The organism is Vibrio sp. 1078-1 (assembly GCF_033340475.1).
The window spans coordinates 535,129-556,432 of record NZ_JAWOWM010000001.1; the positions used below are offsets into that span (position 1 = coordinate 535,129).

Below are 21,304 nucleotides of genomic sequence, written 5' to 3' on the forward strand. Positions count from 1 at the left end.
CATAGTGACGAGATTTTGCTCAGTCCAGTTGAACTAATGGTTAATTTATAAGACTATTTCTTGATTGATTATTTTTAATAATTATCATTCTTGGTCTTTGAATAGTTTCGATGAATAATTGGCGCAAGGTTTTGATGAGACTAACTTTTCGCCTTATTTTGAGTAGCATGTATTGACAAAAACATAACTGAAAATTACACATTACGCAGTGTAAAGACGTTATGGTTTGGAACTCGACATGATATTAAATAGTCGCAATACATATACCCAAAGCGCTTTCAAGTGCAGTGCTTAGCAACCTGATTTCTAGGTTTTCGCTAATCGAACCGCATCGGCGAGCCGGGTATAATGCTAAGAATGATTTCATTCTGGCCTCATTTAATAGTGAGTTAGATGGATTTACAAAGAGAAGAGCTTAAAATATGCCAAAGCGTAGTAAAGAAGATACCGAAATCACTATCCAAAAGATCATGGATGCCGTTATTGATCAGCTACTCAGATTAGGTTACGACAAAATGTCGTACACGACGCTAAGCCAGCAGACAGGTATATCGCGTACCGGTATTAGCCATCACTTCCCTAAGAAAACGGACTTCACCGCCGCACTGGATGGCCGTATCTTTAAAATGTTTATTGAACACTTAGAGTTTGATAAAGGATTAAATGCATTTTCACAAAGTTGGATTAAAGCGCTGGAAGATGCTGAGTTTCTCGCGATTTTACGACTGCTATTCCATCACATTGTCACCGCTGAAAATGCGCAAGAATTTGCTGCTAATGGTATTGACCGCTTATACAAAATGGTTGAAAGCCAGTTTGGTGCGGGTGGTGACAAAGAGCTTGAGTGGTTGATTGGTCGATCATTGATCCAAATGAGCAAGTAATAGCCTTTAAAGCCCCAAATTCTGCCACTATCAAAGCAAAGGCCCGCAATTCTCATATTGCGGGCCTTTGTCGTATCAAAGTGTTTTAGAGACGGCTTAGAGGAGATACGCTTTATGCTGCGGCATGCACTTGAGGGAAGTCTAGCGTCGGATGTTTTGTCACAATAGATCGATAGCCATAAACTTGCTCAATGCGCTCTGACGTTAGTGCATTCCATGGCGTGTCATCACAAACTAGTTTCCCGTTATGCAAGAGTACAAGGCGGTCTGCGTACTGAGAGGCTAGATTCAAGTCATGTAACACCACAACCACCGCAGCGTTCTGTGCTTTTGCCGTTTCACGAGCAATTTTTAACGTGTTGTGTTGATGGGCGAGATCCAACGCTGAGGTAGGTTCATCAAGCATTAAGATTCGTTTTTCGCCAGATTGATGTAGTTGTGTCATCACTCGTGCTAGATGCAGTCGTTGCTTTTCTCCACCAGATAAAGACGGGTACAGGCTTTCTGCTAAATGCAATACGTCGGTTTGTTCCATGTAATGTAAAGCCAGTTTAGTGGTTTCTTTATTGGACAGTGATAGCGGTATTGCCCCCAGCTCTACTACTTCTCTGGCTAGAAATGGGAAGGTTAAGGTGCTGTGCTGCGGGAGCATTGCAATATGTTTGGCGCTTTTTTCAGGCTCCCAATCATGCTTTTGTTTACCGAAGTAGGTGATGTGATGATTCGAAGAGATCTCACCGCATAGAAGCTTGAGTAAAGTACTTTTACCTGCGCCATTGGGGCCGAGTAGGGCGGTCACTTCACCAGCTCGGATATCAATGTTGATGTCATCGAGCACCACACGGTTGCCATATGTCATCGAAATGTTTTTCCCCGATAAAACGATCTGGTTCATTACAAAATCTTCCCTTTTTGCTGGAACAATAAGTAGATGAAAAAGGGCGCGCCAATCAATGCGGTCACGATTCCAACTGGTAATTCAGCTGGTGCCACGGCAACACGAGCAAACATATCTGCGGCAGTAAGAAGCAGAGCTCCCATTAAGGCAGATATTGGTAATAGCGTTCGATGGTCAGGCCCAGCGAGCATGCGCCCTAAGTGTGGAATCACGAGCCCAATAAAGCCAATTGCACCACTGATGCTCACCGTAATACCAACACCCAGTGCAGAAAGTAAAATAAGCTGACGTTTGAGTTTTTGAACCGGAACTCCTAAGTGTCTTGCTTCTGATTCCCCTAACAACAGAGCATTCAGCGCCATCGACTTCTTCTGAAACCAGAGCAATAGGATGACGAGTGTTATAGCAGATAGAGCAATCCCTGACCAATTTGCACCAGCTAATGAGCCCATCGACCAAAGCGTCAAATCTCGCAGCATCTGATCATCTGCGATAAAGTTCATGTAGCCAATCGCAGCCCCCGAGAGCGCGCTGATGGCAACGCCGGCTAACAACATAATTGTAACTGAGGTACCAAACTTACTTGTGCCGAGTTTATAAACGAGAATAGTCGTTAGTGCACCGCCAAGGAAAGCAAAAAGAGGCAGAGCCGCTAAGTTCATTAGTTGCGGATAGTTTTGGCTAAATTCAGCAAATACAACAATAGCGAATGCACCACCAAGAGCAGCGCCAGCAGACACACCAATGATACCAGGCTCGGCTAATGGGTTACGGAACAAGCCCTGCATAACCACACCACAAATTGCTAAAATGGCGCCGATGAACATACACAAAATGGTGCGAGGCAATCGGATTTCGTTAATGACCAACTGAATGTGAGGAGCGAGATCAGAACTGCCTCCCGTTAGGCTACGCAAACTGTCAGCAAAGCTAATGTTCATTGGGCCAACGGTAATAGAGGCGATAGCAATAAATGCTAAAAATCCACTAAGCACTGATAACGTCGTTGAAAGGGGGATGCGTCTTAACAACATGTCATGTCTCTATGGGTAAAGCAGTGCATTCAAGCGTTTAGCTTCTGCAAGGCTTTTAAGGCCCAAACCACCTACCAGAGCATGACCATCAATCGTTATGATGTCTTTGTTCTTTCCAGCGGGTGTTGCAGCAAGAAGCGGCATTGCTTTTAAAATTGCATCGGCACCACCCAACGTTTCATAGCTGCGACCACTAACAAGAATCACGTCAGGCTGCATCTCTACCATCGCTTCTGTGGATAGAGGCTTGTAAGACGAGAGTTGTGTAGCGGCTGGGTTTTGTCCGCCGGCGAGTTGAATAATTGCATCGGGTGTCGTTTGTGAGCCCGCCACATTTGCAGGTCGCCCTTCATGGATCAGCAGAAAGAGCACTTTCTTTTTCTTTGCTTGATCAGGCTGGTTTGCATTGAGTGCTTGTACTTGCGCCTGGACATCTTGCTTTAAGCTTTCAGCTTGAGCTTTGCGATCCATAAGGTTCGCAATTTGATCAATACGTTGATAAAGGCCCTCGACATTTGCATCAGTATTAACGATTTCTACATCTACGCCAGCCGATTTCAATTGGCTCAATGTTGTTTTCGGCCCCATCTCATCAGAACCAATGACTTTTGTCGGACGTAAGGCGAGCAACCCCTCCGCTGAAAGACGACGATGGTAGCCCACTTTAGGCAGTTCCATTCCTTTTGGTAATTGACTGGTGACGTCGATAGCAACCAAGCTATCTTTAGCGTCGAGTTCAAGCAAGAGTTCAGTGACGGCGCTGCCTGCGCTAACAACGCGCTCTGAGGATGGCGTTTCATTGGCAAAAAGTTGACTACTCGCAAGTAGGGAAATAGCTGCCGTGACAACAGCATGAATAGTGATGCGTGTGTTCTTCATTTTGAAAGGATCTCTATCTTACTTATTTTTATGATGGCTCTTCAGTGAGTAACTGAGTAGCTTGAATTCCGTTTTCTTGTAAAAAGCCGAGAAGTTGTACTAGCGACTGAATATTCGCGGTTTTTTCTGCTCCAATTACAATTGGTTTATCGCTTGATTTACTCTCTTCTAACAGCGCGAGGGTAAAGTTGTCCCAATCGATGTATGTCTTGCCGTTAATAGCCCAGTAAGGCTCGTCTTTAAGAATATTTACCGTGATGGATTGCTTATCGACATCTGCAACAGCCTGAGATTCTGTGCTCGGTAAATTGACGTCTAATGAATCGAGTTTGACCGCTGCGGTTAACATCAGGAAAACCATGACGATAAAAATAATGTCTAACAGCGGTGTTAAATCGGGGGTTAAACCGTTACGACTATTTTCTTGTGGTGTTTTAATCATTGAGTTGCAGCCTCAATCTTCTCAGAAGAGCGAAGTGTTACTTTTGAGTGGTCTGGCGAGACATGCTGTAACGAGATACCTTCAAGCCATAAGTTGACGTAGTTTAAAGTGTGCTCAAGCTTGGCGATTACACGATCCGCCCACAAACCAATGATCTGCGCTCCTGAAATGGCAGGAAGTGCGATAATGAGACCCGCGGCAGTGGTGCGCATAGCAAGACCTAGGCCGTCAGCCAAATCATTCGGAGTGATATTCCCCGTTGAAACCGCGATGCCTTTAAACATGTCAATTAAGCCAAGTACCGTACCAAGCAAGCCAATTAAAGGACTGATGACACCAATCAGCGTCAGCAAACGAAGGCCGGAATGCAGCTGATGGCGTTTTTCTTGCAGCCAAATACCTGCGGCATCTTCTCTTAAAGATTTCGAGAAAGAATGATGAGCAAGCAACATCGCAACACCACGGTACAGAAGCGGCCGCTTATTCGACAACTCTTCAGCAAGTGCTTCAAGCTCGCTCCCATTTGTTCGGTCTAATCCTGTGAGCTTTTGGCGAATGGCTCGCTTTCCTACACCAAGGCTAATTAACACATGGAATAATCGCTCGGCGATGATCATCACGGTTAGAGCTGAGCAAATGATCAAAGGCCATGTCATCAGCCCAAATTGAGTTTGTAATTCTTGTAGTTGTTCCATTATCCATCCAACTTAAAACGAACAGGTACTTGTACTCGGTGAGCGACTTTTAGCCCACCTGAAATATGTGGTGTAAATTGCCACTGTTTGATCGCACGAAGTGCTGAGGCATCTAGCGACTCTGTGCCGGAAGACTCAATCAAAACCTGTTTAATCTGGTTACCATTCTCATCTAGCCATATCTCATACAAGGCTACACCTTCAATACCGCGTCTTTGTGCAGACCTTGGGTAACGGGGTTGTGTTGGTTGACTCACAAACGTTGGTTTGTCGACCAAGACAGGCTGAGACGTTGCCCCTTTGGATTGGCTCGCAGGTGCGGATTGTTGAGCTACCGTCTCTTTCTTCACCGGTTCCGTTTTTTTCTTTGGTTTCGCTTCGGGCTGAACCTTTTGCTTTGTTACGGTTTTGGTGGGCTCGACCGCTTTAGGTTTAGATTGTTTAACCGGTTCAGGTTTTTTCTCTACTACCTTCTTCTTAACAGCGTCTTTCTTGACGACCTGTTTTTTTACAATCTTCTTTTCTGGTTCAGGTTGGTCTTGAGGCTGCTGCTCTTTTGGTGGTGCTACATTTTCTGGTGTAGATTTTTCGACAGCTGGAGGAGCAGACACAAGATTTAGACTTACCGAACTTGCTGGGTTTCCAGCCGGCATCGCGAACACCTTTGTCTCTTGAGAAACAAAAAGAAGTGCGGCATGGATGGCAAGGGAAGCACCTCCTGCAATGACATATCTTTGTACGTTCACGGAATATCTCGGGAAACTATGAAAACTTGGGCAGATTATTACTTACAATGGAAATAAGATCAATTATCAATTGCATTATCATTACGCTCAAATTATGATTCTTGCAGAATTTTCAAGATCAGCTTCCATCCCTTACATGATGGGAGTTAAGCGAGTATATATGAGCGTCGATATCGATAAGCTTGATGAATCAGTGTTGGGCAGTGATAGTCCTGATCCATTGCGATTTGCTTTTGTTAAGAAGCATTCTGCACATGCCGGGGGAGCGAGCGTACCTGTGCCCTCGTCTCAACAACAGGCGATTTTTTCGAGTATTACGGCTAACTCAATTAAAGCGACCAATAAACGCTGTCTTTATATTCATGTTCCGTTTTGTCGCGTTCGTTGCACTTTTTGTAATTTCTTTCAAAATGCTGCAAGTCGCACACTGGTTGATGAGTACTTTGAAACATTAATGCAGGAGCTTAGAGAGAAAGCGGCATTACCTTGGACACAAAATGGTATTTTTCACGCCGTATATATCGGGGGCGGAACGCCAACGGATCTATCTCCAGTACAGGTTCGTGTGTTAGGCCAGGCTATCCGAGACCACTTTCCTTTGGCTGCAGACTGCGAAATCACCTTAGAAGGTCGCATCAATCGTTTTTCTGATGAGTTGTATCAAGGCGCTTTAGAGGGTGGGTTTAATCGTTTCTCTTTTGGTGTGCAAAGTTTTAATACACAAGTGCGCCGCAGCGCAAAACGTTTAGATGATAGGGAAGATGTCCTCAAACGAGTGAGCGAGATCGCCAAAGAAGACAAAATTCCGGTCATTATCGATTTACTCTATGGCTTACCTTATCAAACCAAAGAAGTGTTAGAGCAAGATTTAAATGATTTCCTCTCGACTGGCGCACACGGACTGGATTTGTATCAGTTAGTGGTTGGCGGGTCAGCTCCCATGCTCAACCTCGTAGAAAAGGGAAAAATCCCGCCACCTGCGACCACACCAGAAAAAGCGGGAATGTATGAGCTCGGTGTGAACTTTATGGCCAAACACCATATGAAGCAACTGAGTGTGAACCATTGGGCAATCGATAACCGCGAGCGTAGTTTATACAATAGTTTAGCCAAGACTTATGCAGAGGTATTGCCAATTGGCTGTGGTGCTGGAGGTAATATCGGTGGCTACGGGATGATGCAACACCGCACACTAGAGACCTATATTAAAGCGGTCAAAGAAGGTCAAAGCACCATCGCGATGATGATGAAGCAAAGCCCTCTAGAACCACTTTTTTCTGCACTCAAATCTGCGTTTGACCGTGGCATTGTTCAAGCAAATCAACTTCCATCATTTATGGGAGAGGACGCGTTCGGGTTTTTATTGCCTCTATTTAAAGTGTGGCAAGCGAAAGGCTTAGTACAACTACATGAACGTAGCGCAGTCCTTACTCTTGCAGGCAGCTTCTGGGCTGTGTCATTGGCTCAAAGTTGTATTCAGGTACTCACGTCAGAGATGAACGAAACCGTACCGAAAGCATCCAATAATTAATGAAAACAAATTGAACAAAAACGGAAGACACAATGGAATCAATCAAGCAACAAGTTGAAGTATTACTAGAGCAAGAACCACAATTATTGCCAGCTGCGATGGCAGAGCGTCTTGGCATTTCCGAGTTTGAGGTTGTTGCGGCTCTACCTCAGGAAATGGTGGCTATTGCACCAGGAGAGCAAGCGCAAAGCATCTTAGAAAGTTTGGTTGGTTTTGGCCCGGTGACGACCATCGTCCACTCTTTTGGTTCTATCTTTGAAGTTAAAGCGCCGTTTCCAAAAGGAAAAGTGGCGCGTGGCTATTACAATTTAATGGGTAGAGAAGGTGAACTGCACGGCCACCTTAAATTAGATAACGTTAAAAATGTCGCATTAGTCAGTAAACCGTTTATGGGTAGAGAGAGTCACTATTTTGGTTTTTTCTCAGAGTGCGGAAGCAATATTTTCAAGGTTTATTTAGGCCGTAACGAAAAGCGCGAGTTGATTGAAGATCAAGTCACCGCATTTCGCGCCCTACAAGCCGAATTAAAAAAGTAATCACAAACATAATCGAGGCTTAACTCGAATACTAATTAGTAAAGTCAGGTATCAATATGGATCAACAAGTTAAACAAGAGCGTTTGCAAGGTCGTTTAGGGCCAGAGATCAAAGAGTTTCGTCAGGAGCGCCGTACACTTCAGCTTGCAACTGTCGATGCAGAAGGTCGCCCGAATGTAAGCTACGCGCCTTATGTTCAAAACCAGGAAGGTTATTTCGTTCTCATTTCTAAAATCGCTCGTCATGCCCGTAACCTTTTAGAAAATCCAAATGTTTCATTGATGATGATCGAAGATGAAGAGTCTTCAAAGCAGTTGTTTGCTCGTAAGCGCTTAACTTTTGATGCGGTAGCAAATGTAGTTGAGCGAGACACAGAGATGTGGCAACAAGTTGTTGGACAAATGAAAGAGCGTTTTGGTGAGATTATTGATGGTCTAAGCCAGCTAGAGGATTTCGTTTTGTTCAACTTAAAGCCAGAATCGGGGCTATTTGTTAAAGGTTTTGGTCAGGCGTATCAAGTGTCTGGTGATGATTTAGTCGATTTTGTTCACCTTCAAGAAGGTCACAAGAAAGTCGAAAGTGCCTGATTGTAAACCGATCATATGAATGTCGATCATTTGGCATAATGAACGTTTAAAGGGAGTTAGGTTATACTGACTCCCTTTTTTATATTGGAACAAAAGCATGAAACCTGTAAGCAAGGAATTGAGCGAGATTTGCTATCCGTTTATTTACGAGGACAGTCCGGTTTGTGACTTTGAAATTACAGCAGATGAACTTTGTAGTCGTATTGGCCTTGTTCTCGCTATGGAGTTGGACGAGTTTAGCCGCGATATACTGACAAGAATGCAGCCTAATGTTTATCATCTAAATGGTTCGGTTCGCGGAAAATTAGCGATTACAGAGACGGAAGTTGAAGAGTTAAAGGCCGATTATGCTTTGCTCAAGCAACGTATTGATGGCGGCTTCAAAGGCTTTGTTCTACCCGGAGGGCACTCGGCAGCCAGTCAATTGCATTTGTGCCGTTGCCAAGCTAAAAAAACGGTACGAGCATTAGTTGCCGTTGAACATACAGGTAAGAAGCAGCCCGCACCTATTTTGTTTCGTTACGCGAACTTATTAGCGAATGTACTTTACAGCCTAGCTTCTTATATTAATCATACTCATCAAGTCAAAGAGACGGAATTCGTTTCTCGTAGTTACGCGATGCCAAAGAAGTGAGCTGAGAAATTAGCGGATGTGAGCATCAGGGATAGGACAAGCACTGCATTATATTCTCAAATCAAGTCGCCCAATAAGAGTTAAGAAGTCATAGCTTTGGCTTCTAGCTCTTTTGCTCCTCGAAGCATCGCTTCGATTAGTTCTCCTGCATTGAATTTCTCAAGTGCCTCATGCGCGCCAACTTGGTGAGCTCTGTCTACACAGATTTCGCTCGATAACGATGTGTGTAAAATGCGGTATGAATGGTTCAGAGAGGAATTATTCTGAACTTCAAATGCTAACTCATAACCGTCTAATCCGGGCATTTCAATATCGCTGACCAGAATATCAATTGGGCGATGAGCCGCAGCGTCACTTTTCATCAGTTCCAATGCATCTAAACCATTTTTACAGATTTGATACCCAATATTGATGCTATCGAGTGCGTCACACAGCTGTTTACGAGCGATGGAAGAGTCATCCACCAATAGAATACTGAGTGCTTTTAGGCGTTCTCGCTCAATATCTGTCAGCATTGGGATCTTTGAATTCTCGTACTGCGGATAAATTTTGGAAAGTAGCAGTTCCACATCCAGCATTTGAACAGTTTTATCCTCGTAGCGAGTAATTCCAGTCACGAAAATATTTTTTCCAGCGCTCGGAGGTGGCGTTTCAATAGCTTTCCAATCGCACTCAATGATCTTCTCTATACTACGAACCATAAAAGCTACCACGGTTCGCAAGCAATCTGTCACGATCAAGTAGCAGCTTTTATATTCTTCTTCACTTATAGGACGAAAGCCAACAGCCGCTGACATATCGATCACTGGTACTGTTAAGTTACGTATCGTAACGGTTCCAATGACATGATGATGCGAGTAAGGGATCTTCGTCGTTGGCATGTATGGGACGATTTCACGGACTTTTAGCGTACCGATAGCGAAACTCTGTTGCAGGGTGAGCTTAAACATCAACATGCCCTGAGACTGATTCGCTTTGCTAACGACTTTTGCCATGAAAATAACCTTATAAATACCACCGAATTGTGTCTAATCTAATCTTATCAGACGAAGGCTTCAACCATCGGAGAGACAAATGTGAGCTTTTTAGGCAATCTTTTAGAGAATAGTGATTAACTGAGCAAAACTTGTTTGTATTTTAAACTCATTATATAGACGATTTTATATTCCACGTGCATTTTGGCCTTTGCCACTGAGCTACTATTAAGAAATGTTTGGTCTGTTAAAAAGGATTGGGTACACTTGCGCGACCAGAATAGTGAGAGATAGATCAATGGCAAATACAGCAGCCGCATTACATATTCTTGTGAAGCACAAAGAGCAAGCGGAAGACATAATCAAGCAACTGAAAAAAGGCGCAAAGTTTCAGACATTAGCGAAGAAGTATTCAACTTGCCCGTCAGGCAAACGCGGTGGTGACCTTGGTGAATTCCGCCGTGGTCAAATGGTACCTCAATTCGACAAAGTGTGCTTTTCTGGCGAAGTGTTAACGCCGCATCTAGTTAAAACCAAGTTCGGTTGGCATGTTGTAAAGGTGCTTTATCGTATTCCCTAAACTTTGGTAAAATCCCCAACGCTAATAGCAACAAGGGGTTACTAATAATTAGGGTATAAGAAATGACCAAGATAGCGTACAGTTACACACGTTTATCGACGGAAAAGCAAATTAAAGGACACGGATTCACTCGCCAACGCGAAGCAATCGAAAAAGTATGTTGCCAACACGGATGGCAGCTTTCAGACCAAACCTTCAATGACCTCGGTGTTAGTGCTTGGAAAGGTGCTAACGCTACCACAGGTGCACTTTCTCAGTTTATCGACCTTGCGAAGAAAGGGGCTATCAGACCCAACTCAGTGTTAATAGTTGAGTCTGTAGATAGGCTGTCTCGTCAACAAGTCGATAAGTCATTACGTTTAATGCTGGAGCTATTGGAAGTCGGCGTGAGTATATTCACATTGTCTGACAGTAAGCTCTACACTACAAACTCTGACAGCGTAATGCTCGACCTAATGATGTGGCTTATGACCGCTCAGCGAGCACATGAAGAAAGTGAGATAAAATCTCTGCGTGTGCGTGCTGCAAAGAAGAAGAACAAAGAGCTTATACGTAAGGGGATAATCGTAACGCGTAAATGCCCCGAGTGGCTTACTGTAAGTGACGACAAGTCTTGTTTCTTAGTCAATAACGAAAGGGCAGAGATAGTTCGTAAGATATTTACATGGTACAGCCAAGGTTTTAGTACAAAGCCCATAGCGCTAAAACTCAATGAGCTTGGCATCCCTTACTGGGGGAAATCATCTACATGGTCGTATAGACATATCCGCTCACTTCTCAAACACCGAGGTGTTATTGGTGAAATTCAACTACTAAAACGCATTGATGGAAGGGATGTCGCTGATGGTGACCCTGTCGAGGACTATTACCCTGCAATTATTGATAGAGGGCTATGGGCGACTTGCCAACAGATTAAGTCGAGTAAGACAACTGCTAAGGGAAGAGTCGTCGAGCGCGGTATGGCAAACCTTTTTCGAGGTCTTCTTAAGTGTGAATGTGGCAGTGGTTTAGCCATAAACTCTTCAACAGTGAAAGGAAGAACGTATCGTTTCTTAAGATGTTCTCAGTTGAAGACTACGGGTTGTCAGGCTAAGAACTGGCACTACGAGAAGACAGAGCGCATCTTGCTAATTGCTCTTCGTCATTCATTGAGTTCATTCAGTGAAGAAGACCATGCTGTTTCTCTGAGAGAGTGTCAGCACTATTTGGCACGAATCAGTGAAGAACTAAAGGAAAAGGAACGTCAGGCAGAGAATGCTATTAACTACCTGCTGGATAAGCCAAGTAAGTTACTTGAGGCAAGACTACAAACACTTGAGGACGATATTGCTCGGCTAAAAGCGATACAAGAGCAAGCAGAACATCGCTTGGAAGCTGTACATTATGAGAAGTCGACAGCACTAGATAAAGTAGAAGAGCTTCAGAGAGTGCTTGAAGACATTGCCAATGACGACGACTCGCGGCATAAGGCTAATGGGTTATTGCGTCGCTTGATTGATACTATCACTCTTGGTTCCATCTCAAACCCCCGCTCAAAAGAGTTCATGGAAGTTTCGGGCAATGATTACCATGGACTAATAATTATCAAGCGTCGAGATGGACTTGAGCTAAGGATTGAGGTTTTAAAAGACTATGGGCTTTCAATTTCTTGGGAAGGCGATGACTTCACTGTCATTGAATGCTCACCGACACAGCAGCTAAATAGCCAACACGTGTCTCAGAGGTTAATCAATTTAGGAGGGCAGACGGTTGACCTATGGGATGATGAAGGCTGGGTAGCTAGTTCCTGACCCCGAACTAATTTAGGTAAAAATTTTGAGCGTGTTCATATGTTTCAAGAATGCGCTCTACCCCCCCATACCCCGTGTCATGAAGACAAACGAAAACGCAGTTTCGCTCGCTTCACTAGCAATAGCAATAATGCCTAGAATGTGTATTAGGTTATGCCCAAATGCATACACTCTAAGGGTGTTATTTTTGTATGCTTTAGGTGTTGACTTGTCGATATGCATATAGCAAGTTAAGCATACAGTAACCTAAAGCACTCGTTCGAGGTATGACAATGACAACTCAATCCAATGACAGCAACTCAATGGTCTTTGCTTATGTCCGTGTGTCGACTAAGGAGCAGAACGTAGATAGCCAATTGAGTGACATCTCAAAGCTCTACCCTGATGCGGAGATTACGACAGAGAAAGTGTCGGGTACTGTGCCAGCTAAAGAGAGGGCAGGGCTATCGGTTCTTCTTGGTAAGCTACGTAAAGGAGATACTCTAGTCGTATGGTGGGTTGACCGTTTAGGGCGTGACTATCGAGACGCTGAATCGACTATACGTGAGCTTCTCGACAGGGGTGTGTGCATTAAGACTATCAACCAAGGTCTGACGTTCTCATACTCAAGCAAAGATGATGAAATGCAGAACATGGTCACTGACATCCAGATTACCATGCTCACGGCTATGGCTGCGGCAGAGCGTAAGAATCGCTTAGCGTCGGCTGAGGCTGGAAGACAAGCGCTTAAAGCTAACCCTGCGAAGTGGGCTGAGAAGTTCCAAGGACGCAAAGCTAATACCAAGCAGCATCAGCGTATCATTGAGTTGTTACTTGAGGGAAAGTCTATCCGTGGTGTCGCTCAGGAGCTTGGCTGTAATGCAAGTACCGTACAGAGAGTGAAGAAGAAGGCGGTTGAAGCTGGCACCGTGTTCTAAGTGTCGGCTGTTTGAACAATAAGTACTCACTTAGCAAGCTCTTGCGTGACCATATTCAAGTTATTGCACTCACTAGTGACTACACATAACACAACCAAGTTGAGTTTCGGTATCTTTAGCTCACCTTAAGCACAAAGGAGCATTGATATGAACGACGTCTTAACTATTAAAGCCTCTAATCATCTTGATACTCAAACGCTGCTTACAACGCAAGACTCGCAGCTTCACCAAGAGGTGTGGGGGCATGTTAAAGCGTTAGTAGAGCTTGGTGTCTTTGAGGACGCTACAAATGGCATTGAGAATGTCTTAGCGCCTTACATGGCGGAGGTTAACGCCGAGCTTATCTAGGTCACTTGGGCGGGTGCAACGCCTGCCCTTGTCTGTCTTAGTTGGGTCAAACCATCGAGGTATCAACGCTCTCCTCCCCTGCCTTTACGCTCTCTTTGAGTCTCAACGCAATGCCAATCGAATTACGACTGCCTATAGGGCGCAGCCCGATACGGTGAGTCTGACAGGATGTTAATAACCTGTAATTACGACTGCCTATAAGAACAAACCCAATGCGGACTGTAGCCGCCAAACCACAGCAAGAAGTCACACATCAGAGTCACGCACTGAGTGGGCTTCAAGGCCATCACCTCGTTACCTCTCGGCTTCATAGAGAGTGAGTCTTAATGCCTTGGGCAAGCAGAGAGACAAAGAGCAATACATGCACCAGACGCAAAGCTTAAGAGTTCTCTTTATCTTTAAGGGAAGCTTTAAGCTTGTAAGACGTGCTGGTGTAGGGCGTGGATACTTAAAGTCTGTCTTTAAGATGTGATTGTAGTTATTAACAATAACAATCACTTACTTAGAGCTTAACTTAAAGTAGTTCTTAGAGAGACTTTAAGCTCTGCGCCTTCCTATCAATCATCGTCCTTTCTACCCAACCCTAAGTAACTACTCAATGCCTTTCTTATATATGTTGCAGTCTTGCAGGATTGTTCTGTAATTTATTGTTTTTAAAGGACTTGATATGACGTATGTAAACAACTCAAAGCTGAAAGCTAAGCTTGCTTGTGCACTTGAGTACTCAGACCTTAGTCGTCGCCAGATGGCCGTCTTTGATAACGCCTGTCGTTTGTCTGGGGTAGGTCGAGGGCTGTCTAGAAGCCGAATCTTTCGATTGCTTCAGACGCTCGATACACTTACCTATGACAGTCTTGAAAGGCGTCTTAATGTCAGTCTCAAAGCACTAAGCCGCGAGTCGTATTCAAAGCGCACCATTGCGTTGTACTTATCTGTTTGCCGTAAGGTAGCGTCTCAGTTAGCACAAATGTATGGGATACCTCGTCATGAGACAACAATCCCTGAAAGTGAGTCTCAGTACTGGCTCAGTGTTAGCGACAAGCGAGTCTTTACTGTTGCTGAACGAATGCTACCGAAAGGGGCAAAGTATCTTATCGTGTCGATGTCGACGCTTGAAGAAGCTCTAAGGCTCAAGCCTCGTACTATTCGAGAGTCGCTAAAGCGGCTTGACCACCACGGCTATATCGTGTGTTTAGGTGGTGATGAAGGTGCGAACTACAGCATTACCTTTAAACGCTCGATACATGCCACATCAGTGCTATCACTCCAAGCAGCCTGATTAACCCTCAGATCTCCACAACCCACAATAGGCCACCACAAGGTCTACTTCACTTCAAACCCAACGCTTAACCGCAAAGCCATGCTGTCAGCTAGTCACTACGAGTCTTTCGTTGGTGTAGTTGGCTATGTGGGGCTTTCGGTGTGGCTTTACGATTAAGGACTCAATATGAATACACAGCTTCAAACGATACATCTATTACACAACGCTCAGCACCCACTAAGTATCTATTGCGATGGTTCAGCACCAGACAATCAGCACGGGTGTCTTCAAGGGGGTGTTGGTGTCGCTGTTTACGACGCTCTTGGACATTGCATTCAGGAGTACTCATCCTCCGTTCGCAGGGCTGGTGGTGTCACCAGTCAAAGGGCTGAGCTTCTGGCTCTCATCATTGCCTTACTTGTAGCTGGTGAGGGGGACAATGTCTTTAGTGACAGTCAGTACTGTGTGCGGGGCTTCAATGAATGGCTTGATAGCTGGAAGCGTAACGCTTGGCGCAACTCAAGCAAGAAGCCTGTCGCTAATCAGGACTTATGGATGCTGATAGATGAGCTTAAAGCTATTCGTCCACGTGTTAGCGTTGAGCACGTAGCTGGTCACTCTGGTATCAAAGGTAATGAGCATTCAGACTGCTTAGCGAGACAAGCCGCCGAAGGTAAAATGTAAAATGAAAGGTAACACTTGGGTAGACGTCAGGTGTTACCTTTTTAATTTGTACTAGCTAGGTAGTACGCAGGGCTTTATGTCGAAGTCGAATCAATTCAATACTAGCTCATGCATTGGTTAAGGTTAGGGGGGTAATGTGCGTCAGTATCTACTAAATAAGTGTAGCCATGCATAAATATAATCTTTAATGTCGATTTATTGTTTTAACAGTAAAGCAATTTTCAAGTATGACGCTCTCACGAATGTTAGTAATACGATATCAATGTACCTAGTTGAATATAAGTGTTAGGTGATTTACTCTTAGTGTGAGTTAAGTGACTGATATGTGTATAAATATCCAGTGTTTTTGAGGGTTGTGTAGTGGGGCAAGGAATTAATGGCGGAGTTGAGGCTGGGCGTGGGTTTTCGTTTCAGAAATGCGCAGCGTTATGCCTATTGCTGGATGACTTTCCTTCGTTCGGTAAAAGGAAGTACTTCCTAGCATTTGAGCATCATGATGACTTCTTATTCGCGTTTTATGATGGTAATGACGAATTGGATGAGGTCAAGGCTTACCAAGCTAAGAAAAAGTCCTTGTCTTCTAGTTGGGGAACAAACGACAAACTAGCCGAAATCCTATGTAAATTAACAATGACTGGTCAGCGGATTAGCCAAGATAATAGTATAAATAAGTCTAAAAATTATAGTCATAGGTTAAGCTTTATTTCTAATGCGGAAATTAAGCTGACTAACGGTAAAGCTGGGAAAAAAAAGAAGTCGATTAGCGTAAAGGAAGATACTACGCCAATTAGATTTTTGACGTTGGATAAAGAAATACAGATTAAACTAGAAGATATAATTAACTCCAACGCAGAGCCAAATGATATTTCTGAAATGAATGGTCTTGAGTTTGCTAATATTAGTTTAAATCACAATCATAAAGTCAATAAAGATTACCTTGTAGGGAAAATGACGAGTATGTTTGGTGATAAAATTTCAGATTATGTAGCAGCATTAGATGTCTTAATGACTCTGTTTACTGACTCAGAACTAGAGTTTAATAAAAATGGTTTGCCAGAGTTAAGTCATTCAGCTAAGTGGGTTGCAAAAAGTCAAATTGAAAATGCAATGGATGTCTTAACTAGTCAAAAAAAAGCTTATAATCTTTGGCGAAAGTATGCTGAAGTGTTAGGGAAAAATCTTAAAATAAAGTTTAGGTATTCAAAGAATTATGAAGAACATATAGATAATTGCTTTGATGGTTTTAAGTCTTTACGTAACTCTGAGCTTCTTAAAGTAAAGTCGCTTGTAAAAGAACATAAAGATATTGTAGAAGACGAGTATAACGAATGTGATGGTATTATTTCATTGATTGAATATATAAGAAGTGAATATAAAATATCTTTAGAGTCGCATATCATTGTATTTGCAGTTATTGCATCTTACGTAGAGATGGAGGACATCTGTGGTTAAAGTTAATTACAATAGTTTGTTGGTATTTAATATAAATAAAGATAAGAGCTTTTATACCACATTTAATAACGGGGTTAATATTGTTTATGGACGGAATACGTCAGGAAAGAGTACGTTAATCCAAATTATTAACTACTCAATGGGGATAAATGACGCAAAGGATAACCTTTCTGACATTTTGAAAGAAGACGTAGTTATTAGGTTAACATTAACCTTGTCTGTAAATGCAACCTGTAAAGAAGTAGTTTTTGTTAGGAAAAACGATTCATTAATAGTTAAGGTTGAAGGCGAACCTATCAAGCGATTCGATGGCGTCTCTGGAAATACTTCTTATGAATATCGAAAATATAAAGAGTTCTTCGCTAATCTTCTAGGCTTCGATTTACATTTAGAGAGCAAGGGGGATGTTAGTTTAGCTCCCTTAGAGGCAGCTTTTTTACCATTTTATATATCTCAGTCAGTAGGGTGGGTATACCTAAGAGAGTCAATTGGAAACTACCGATTTTATAAGAACTTTAAAGAGGACTATTTAGACTACTGTTTTGGAATTTCTAATCAATCAGATAGAGCCAAACGCTATCAACTAGAAGAGAAAAGAAAGGAATATAAATCAGAAATAAAGTTTATAGAAGAGTATCACAAAAAGCATCCAGAATTAGAAATATCAAAGAGAATATCTCAGAGATTTGAAAATGGTGCTTATGAATTTATTGATGACTTTAACAACATCAACACTTCTCTGATTGAGCTTGAGCGGCAACATATTGAGTTAGTCAACAAGAAATCTTCGTTGCTCATGAGGAATAGTGTTTTACGTAAGGTTCATAGCGCTCAGAATAAACAACGCCCAAAATTGGATTCATGTCCCGTGTGCGAACAGTCTCTACCAAGTACAGTAGAAGCACTATATAAATATAATCAAGAGCTTAATGATACTGTACATCAGAGGTCTGTGGTTGATGAGAAATTAAAATCAGTTCAGTCAACTATAAATTCTGTAGAAAAGAAACTATCCGAGGGTCGAAGGGAGCTAGTCGGTAAGTATAAAGTCTTACAAAAGCTCAAAATGCTTAATATAACCTTTGATACTTGGATGGAGTATGAATCCATACGGCGGCTGTCAGAAGAGCTCGATTTAAAACTAAACAAGGTGCAAAGGAAGCTCGACTTAGTTTTAGGTGAGCTGAAAGGCATAGACCAAAGCGATATTGAACGGGAAAGAAATATCGTTAGCCGATTATTTTTGCAGAAATTTAAGAGTAATGCTAAAGCATTGCAGGCTACGATACCTATGTCACCAAGATACCGTGATGTGTATGAAATCAATTCTTTTCCAGCGCAAGGTGTTGAGTTACACAAACTAATAATGGCTTATCACTTTTCTTTTTGGGAGCTATTGAAAGACAATGAAAAAATGCACAGGCTACCTTTTGTTTTAGATGCAGTCTTTAAAGAAGATATTGACGAAGTTAGTCGGGAAACTATCTTCAACTTTTTGTCCACTAAGAACTCACGTGATGAGCAAATAATTTTTGCAGTCGCAGACGTTAAGGACAATCAGCCCGCTCCTACTTCTAGAACACATTTTATAGAAGAAGTTAATGAAATTTATTTTTCTTCCAGCGCAAATCTTATCTGTATTGGGAACGCTGAAAAGCAACGAGCATTTTTATCTGAAGCTCCAACTGAGCTTGAATTGGATTTGATTGAAGATACATTAGAAATATCAGAAGCATACTAGACGTCAGGTTTCGAGCATATCCACCCTACATGGTGAATTTTTTTGTATTTTGGGAATGGACAATAGTATTAAGGTGCTTTACAGAACATAAGGCTTGGTATCGACCTAAACATTGTCAGATGAAACCCACAAGCATTAAATATCATCTGTACGGTCTCTTTTCACCAATCACTACCGTTATGACATGGCAGATACATTCTGATCTGCCATGCTCAACCAAACGCTAATCTTTCCAAACTAGAAACTCATTTATATGCAGTTAACTTGGCTTTTCTCATAAGTCGTTATCCTATTTCAAGCTTTGGTATGAGAATACGTTGGCTGGTTGTATCAATTATCAATGCTATTCCTTGCTGGCGAACTTTGGTTCATGTTCGGGCGCCATTCGCATATGATAGCGACCTTATAAAAATTAACCCCGTTCATAATTTAAGATGTCCCTGACTCATAAAGACTATTTTAAAATCGCATTTCCTTTCATTGTTTCTACTGTTACCCAACCATTGTTGGGGGCGGTGGACACCGCGGTGATCGGTAAACTCGGTGTGGCTGAGATGATTGGTGGTGTGGCGATCGGCACCGTCATCATGAACACCTTGTATTGGTTGTTTGGCTTTTTCCGCGTAAGTACTACGGGGCAAAGTGCAATCGCATTAGGTAAAAATAGCCCAGAAGATCAAGCGAGCAGCTTATTTCGTCCTTTCGTACTTTCGCTTTGCCTTGGCTTGATTTTCATTGCGTTGCAGTCCGTGATTTGGATGGGGGCAGAGCTGATTATCTCCCCTGATGCAGTCGTGGCCGAAAACGCGAAGATTTACTTCGATATCATGATCTTTGGTGCACCGTTTGTACTGCTGAACTACACCGTGATTGGTTGGCTGATGGGGCAGGCGAAAGCCAAAGAAACCTTGTTCACGCAAGTGTTTGGTAACGTGCTGAACATCGTGCTGGATATCGTCTTTGTGTTGTACTTCGATATGGGCATTGCTGGTGTTGCGGTGGCGACACTTATCGCGCAAATCTCGACGTTTGTTATTGGTGCGGTGCTGGTGTTGAAAACCTGTCGCTTCCCGCTGTTTGATCACATTCAGACCGCAAAAATGACGCGTAAAGATCTCAAAGTCATTGCGTCTTCCAATATGGATCTGCTGCTTCGTACTGTGTGTCTATTGGTGTTCTTCAACATGATGGCGCGTGTAGGCTCTCAGCTTGGTTCTGATGTGCTTGCTGCGAACGCAATCATGATGCAAGTGACCTTTATCGTCAGCTACATGTTCGACGGTGTAGCGAACGCGTCGAGCGTCTTTGCAGGTAAAGCGGTAGGGCAGAAGAATCCGACATTGCTTGATAACGTGATTAAGCTAAACACGCAATGGACCGCGGCGTTCGTTGTTGTCTTGACCTTGCTGTTAGTGCTGTTCAAACACCAAGTGGTGATGTTGTTTACCACCTTGCCAAATCTTGTTGAACTGTATCTAGACATGAGCCCTTGGTTATTGGCATTCCCGTTGGTTGCTGGTTTTGGTCTTACGTTTTACGGCATCTTTACCGGTACAGGGACGACGCGACCAGTGCGTAACTCTACCTTTCTAACCATGGTGTTGTTCTTAGTGACTCAATTGATTGCGGTGCAATATTGGGGCAACCACGGTTTATGGCTGGCATTCACTTTGTTCTACGTTGGGCGCTTTGTCTTCTTGTTTCGATACCTCGGTCAAGTTAAACAAAAGTGTCTTTAATTCACACTGTCACAAACGACCTAATTTAGATGTTCTTATAACAAGGGTGGAGCCATCTGCCCTTGTTGATAAATCTGAAAAAGGTGATGAAATAACCTTTCCGACTGGTTTCCTTGCTTTAACCCGCATGATATTATTTGTGATGTTATATTATTACATTTAGTTTATGCCGTGATTTCTCAACCAATACTCTCCGTTAATAATCTCAGCCTTACAGACTCAGAGCGCACACTCTTCAAAGACATTTCTTTTGAGCTGTTTCAAGGTGAAGTTCTTGCCATTATGGGACCTTCCGGCATTGGTAAATCCATGTTGTCGAAAGCCGTCGCAGGTTTTTTGCCGTCTGATATTTGGGTAGACGGAAGTATCCAGCTTAACAGCAGTGAAGTCGCACAAACTGCCATGCTGCAACGGAGTCAATCGCAGCGTCCTGCGGTCATTTTCCAAGATGCACTTAAAGCGCTGAATCCATTGGCCTCTGTCGAACAACAACTGTGTTTGGCATTGACGGGCAACAAAACGCGTTTGTCTTCAGCAAACCGAGACACGGTGACGACCTTGTTATCTCAACTTGGATTTGCGGATCCAAAAGCAGCATTAGCGCAGCATCCAAGCCAGCTATCTGGTGGTCAACGTCAGCGTATTTGTATTGCGATCGCGTTGCTTGGTAGTGCCAACTTGATCATCGCGGATGAGCCCACCAGTGCGCTCGATCCAATCACCGAAGCGGAGATCCTTGAGTTGTTTCGCAGTAGTGTTCAGCAACGCAACATCAGTGGTTTGTTGATCACGCACGATCTATCTGCGGCTTTGGCGTGTGACAAAGTCTTGGTGATTGCGGACAACACCATGGTGGCTTATGGCGCACCATGGCAAGCCATTCAGCAAAGTTCGCATCCTTTCTGCCAACAACTTGCGCAACTGCTGCCTTAACCTCATCTCTGGAGCCTAT

General features: G+C 43.2%; 22 protein-coding genes. 15 read left to right on the forward strand and 7 right to left on the reverse strand.

From position 1 onward, the window contains the following. Positions 1-422 precede the first annotated feature (422 nt). Positions 423-884: a TetR/AcrR family transcriptional regulator gene (locus R7190_RS02380; RefSeq protein WP_005385033.1), complete on the forward strand. Its 462-nt coding sequence runs from the start codon at positions 423-425 to the stop codon at positions 882-884. Between the two features lie 112 nt (positions 885-996). On the opposite strand, the gene R7190_RS02385 is transcribed toward R7190_RS02380, so the two are convergent. From R7190_RS02385 to R7190_RS02410, 6 genes are read right to left on the reverse strand one after another with little or no spacing between them, the layout of a single operon-like run. Further along, positions 997-1,779 (reverse strand): heme ABC transporter ATP-binding protein, encoded by a 783-nt coding sequence (locus tag R7190_RS02385; protein WP_005385036.1) that lies wholly within the window; start codon positions 1,777-1,779, stop codon positions 997-999. Beyond that, positions 1,779-2,816 (reverse strand): FecCD family ABC transporter permease, encoded by a 1,038-nt coding sequence (locus R7190_RS02390; protein WP_053350537.1) that lies wholly within the window; start codon positions 2,814-2,816, stop codon positions 1,779-1,781. Before R7190_RS02390 ends, R7190_RS02385 begins: the two co-directional genes overlap by 1 nt. A 9-nt stretch (positions 2,817-2,825) precedes the next feature. Then, a complete protein-coding gene (locus R7190_RS02395) occupies positions 2,826-3,695 on the reverse strand; it encodes a heme/hemin ABC transporter substrate-binding protein (RefSeq protein WP_005375320.1) in 870 nt (289 codons plus the stop codon). 28 nt (positions 3,696-3,723) lie between these two features. After that, a complete protein-coding gene (locus tag R7190_RS02400; protein WP_005375322.1) occupies positions 3,724-4,137 on the reverse strand; it encodes an ExbD/TolR family protein in 414 nt (137 codons plus the stop codon). After that, positions 4,134-4,832 carry a MotA/TolQ/ExbB proton channel family protein gene (locus tag R7190_RS02405; protein ID WP_186585145.1) on the reverse strand — a complete coding sequence of 233 codons (699 nt, stop codon included), beginning with the start codon at positions 4,830-4,832 and terminating at the stop codon, positions 4,134-4,136. Before R7190_RS02405 ends, R7190_RS02400 begins: the two co-directional genes overlap by 4 nt. Then, positions 4,832-5,578, reverse strand: coding sequence for an energy transducer TonB (locus R7190_RS02410; protein WP_064354554.1), 747 nt, complete (start codon positions 5,576-5,578; stop codon positions 4,832-4,834). The genes R7190_RS02405 and R7190_RS02410 overlap by 1 nt, the downstream gene beginning before the upstream one ends. Positions 5,579-5,738: 160 nt before the next feature. Between R7190_RS02410 and hutW the strand changes: the two genes are divergently transcribed. The 4 genes from hutW to R7190_RS02430 all read left to right on the forward strand — a co-directional run bounded on the left by hutW (position 5,739) and on the right by R7190_RS02430 (position 8,866). After that, positions 5,739-7,109 (forward strand): heme anaerobic degradation radical SAM methyltransferase ChuW/HutW, encoded by a 1,371-nt coding sequence (gene hutW, locus R7190_RS02415; RefSeq protein ID WP_186585147.1) that lies wholly within the window; start codon positions 5,739-5,741, stop codon positions 7,107-7,109. Positions 7,110-7,141: 32 nt separating this feature from the next. After that, on the forward strand, positions 7,142-7,645 hold the full coding sequence (hutX, locus tag R7190_RS02420) for a heme utilization cystosolic carrier protein HutX (protein ID WP_186585149.1): 504 nt from the start codon (positions 7,142-7,144) through the stop codon (positions 7,643-7,645). A 56-nt stretch (positions 7,646-7,701) separates the two neighbouring features. Then, positions 7,702-8,232, forward strand: a complete 531-nt coding sequence (gene hutZ, locus R7190_RS02425; RefSeq protein ID WP_005375331.1) for a heme utilization protein HutZ — start codon at positions 7,702-7,704, stop codon at positions 8,230-8,232. 97 nt (positions 8,233-8,329) lie between these two features. Next, the gene (locus R7190_RS02430; protein ID WP_186585151.1) at positions 8,330-8,866 is read left to right on the forward strand and encodes an ATP:cob(I)alamin adenosyltransferase; all 537 of its coding nucleotides are present in this window, start codon (positions 8,330-8,332) and stop codon (positions 8,864-8,866) included. A gap of 80 nt (positions 8,867-8,946) precedes the next feature. Here the strand turns inward: R7190_RS02430 and R7190_RS02435 are convergent, their stop codons facing one another. Then, positions 8,947-9,861 carry a chemotaxis protein gene (locus R7190_RS02435; protein WP_005385059.1) on the reverse strand — a complete coding sequence of 305 codons (915 nt, stop codon included), beginning with the start codon at positions 9,859-9,861 and terminating at the stop codon, positions 8,947-8,949. A gap of 214 nt (positions 9,862-10,075) precedes the next feature. Here R7190_RS02435 and ppiC point away from each other — a divergent pair, with 214 nt between their 5' ends. The 10 genes from ppiC to R7190_RS02485 all read left to right on the forward strand — a co-directional run bounded on the left by ppiC (position 10,076) and on the right by R7190_RS02485 (position 21,285). Next, positions 10,076-10,420 carry a peptidylprolyl isomerase PpiC gene (gene ppiC / locus R7190_RS02440; RefSeq protein ID WP_082240195.1) on the forward strand — a complete coding sequence of 115 codons (345 nt, stop codon included), beginning with the start codon at positions 10,076-10,078 and terminating at the stop codon, positions 10,418-10,420. A gap of 62 nt (positions 10,421-10,482) precedes the next feature. Continuing rightward, positions 10,483-12,210: a recombinase family protein gene (locus tag R7190_RS02445; RefSeq protein WP_025505472.1), complete on the forward strand. Its 1,728-nt coding sequence runs from the start codon at positions 10,483-10,485 to the stop codon at positions 12,208-12,210. Between the two features lie 272 nt (positions 12,211-12,482). Next, positions 12,483-13,127, forward strand: coding sequence for a recombinase family protein (locus R7190_RS02450; protein WP_198556790.1), 645 nt, complete (start codon positions 12,483-12,485; stop codon positions 13,125-13,127). 147 nt (positions 13,128-13,274) lie between these two features. Further along, positions 13,275-13,475, forward strand: coding sequence for a hypothetical protein (locus R7190_RS02455; RefSeq protein WP_005479249.1), 201 nt, complete (start codon positions 13,275-13,277; stop codon positions 13,473-13,475). 667 nt (positions 13,476-14,142) lie between these two features. Next, the gene (locus tag R7190_RS02460) at positions 14,143-14,754 is read left to right on the forward strand and encodes a hypothetical protein (RefSeq protein WP_062854311.1); all 612 of its coding nucleotides are present in this window, start codon (positions 14,143-14,145) and stop codon (positions 14,752-14,754) included. Positions 14,755-14,922: 168 nt separating this feature from the next. Beyond that, complete coding sequence (locus R7190_RS02465; RefSeq protein WP_318137508.1) at positions 14,923-15,420, forward strand: RNase H family protein; 498 nt, start codon at positions 14,923-14,925, stop codon at positions 15,418-15,420. Positions 15,421-15,780: 360 nt separating this feature from the next. Next, a complete protein-coding gene (locus R7190_RS02470; RefSeq protein ID WP_025505174.1) occupies positions 15,781-16,872 on the forward strand; it encodes a dsDNA nuclease domain-containing protein in 1,092 nt (363 codons plus the stop codon). Then, positions 16,865-18,613 (forward strand): ATP-binding protein, encoded by a 1,749-nt coding sequence (locus tag R7190_RS02475; protein ID WP_025505171.1) that lies wholly within the window; start codon positions 16,865-16,867, stop codon positions 18,611-18,613. The genes R7190_RS02470 and R7190_RS02475 overlap by 8 nt, the downstream gene beginning before the upstream one ends. 434 nt (positions 18,614-19,047) lie before the next feature. Then, the gene (locus R7190_RS02480) at positions 19,048-20,352 is read left to right on the forward strand and encodes an MATE family efflux transporter (protein ID WP_161441156.1); all 1,305 of its coding nucleotides are present in this window, start codon (positions 19,048-19,050) and stop codon (positions 20,350-20,352) included. A gap of 171 nt (positions 20,353-20,523) precedes the next feature. Beyond that, positions 20,524-21,285 carry an ATP-binding cassette domain-containing protein gene (locus R7190_RS02485; RefSeq protein WP_186585153.1) on the forward strand — a complete coding sequence of 254 codons (762 nt, stop codon included), beginning with the start codon at positions 20,524-20,526 and terminating at the stop codon, positions 21,283-21,285. Positions 21,286-21,304: the final 19 nt, after the last annotated feature.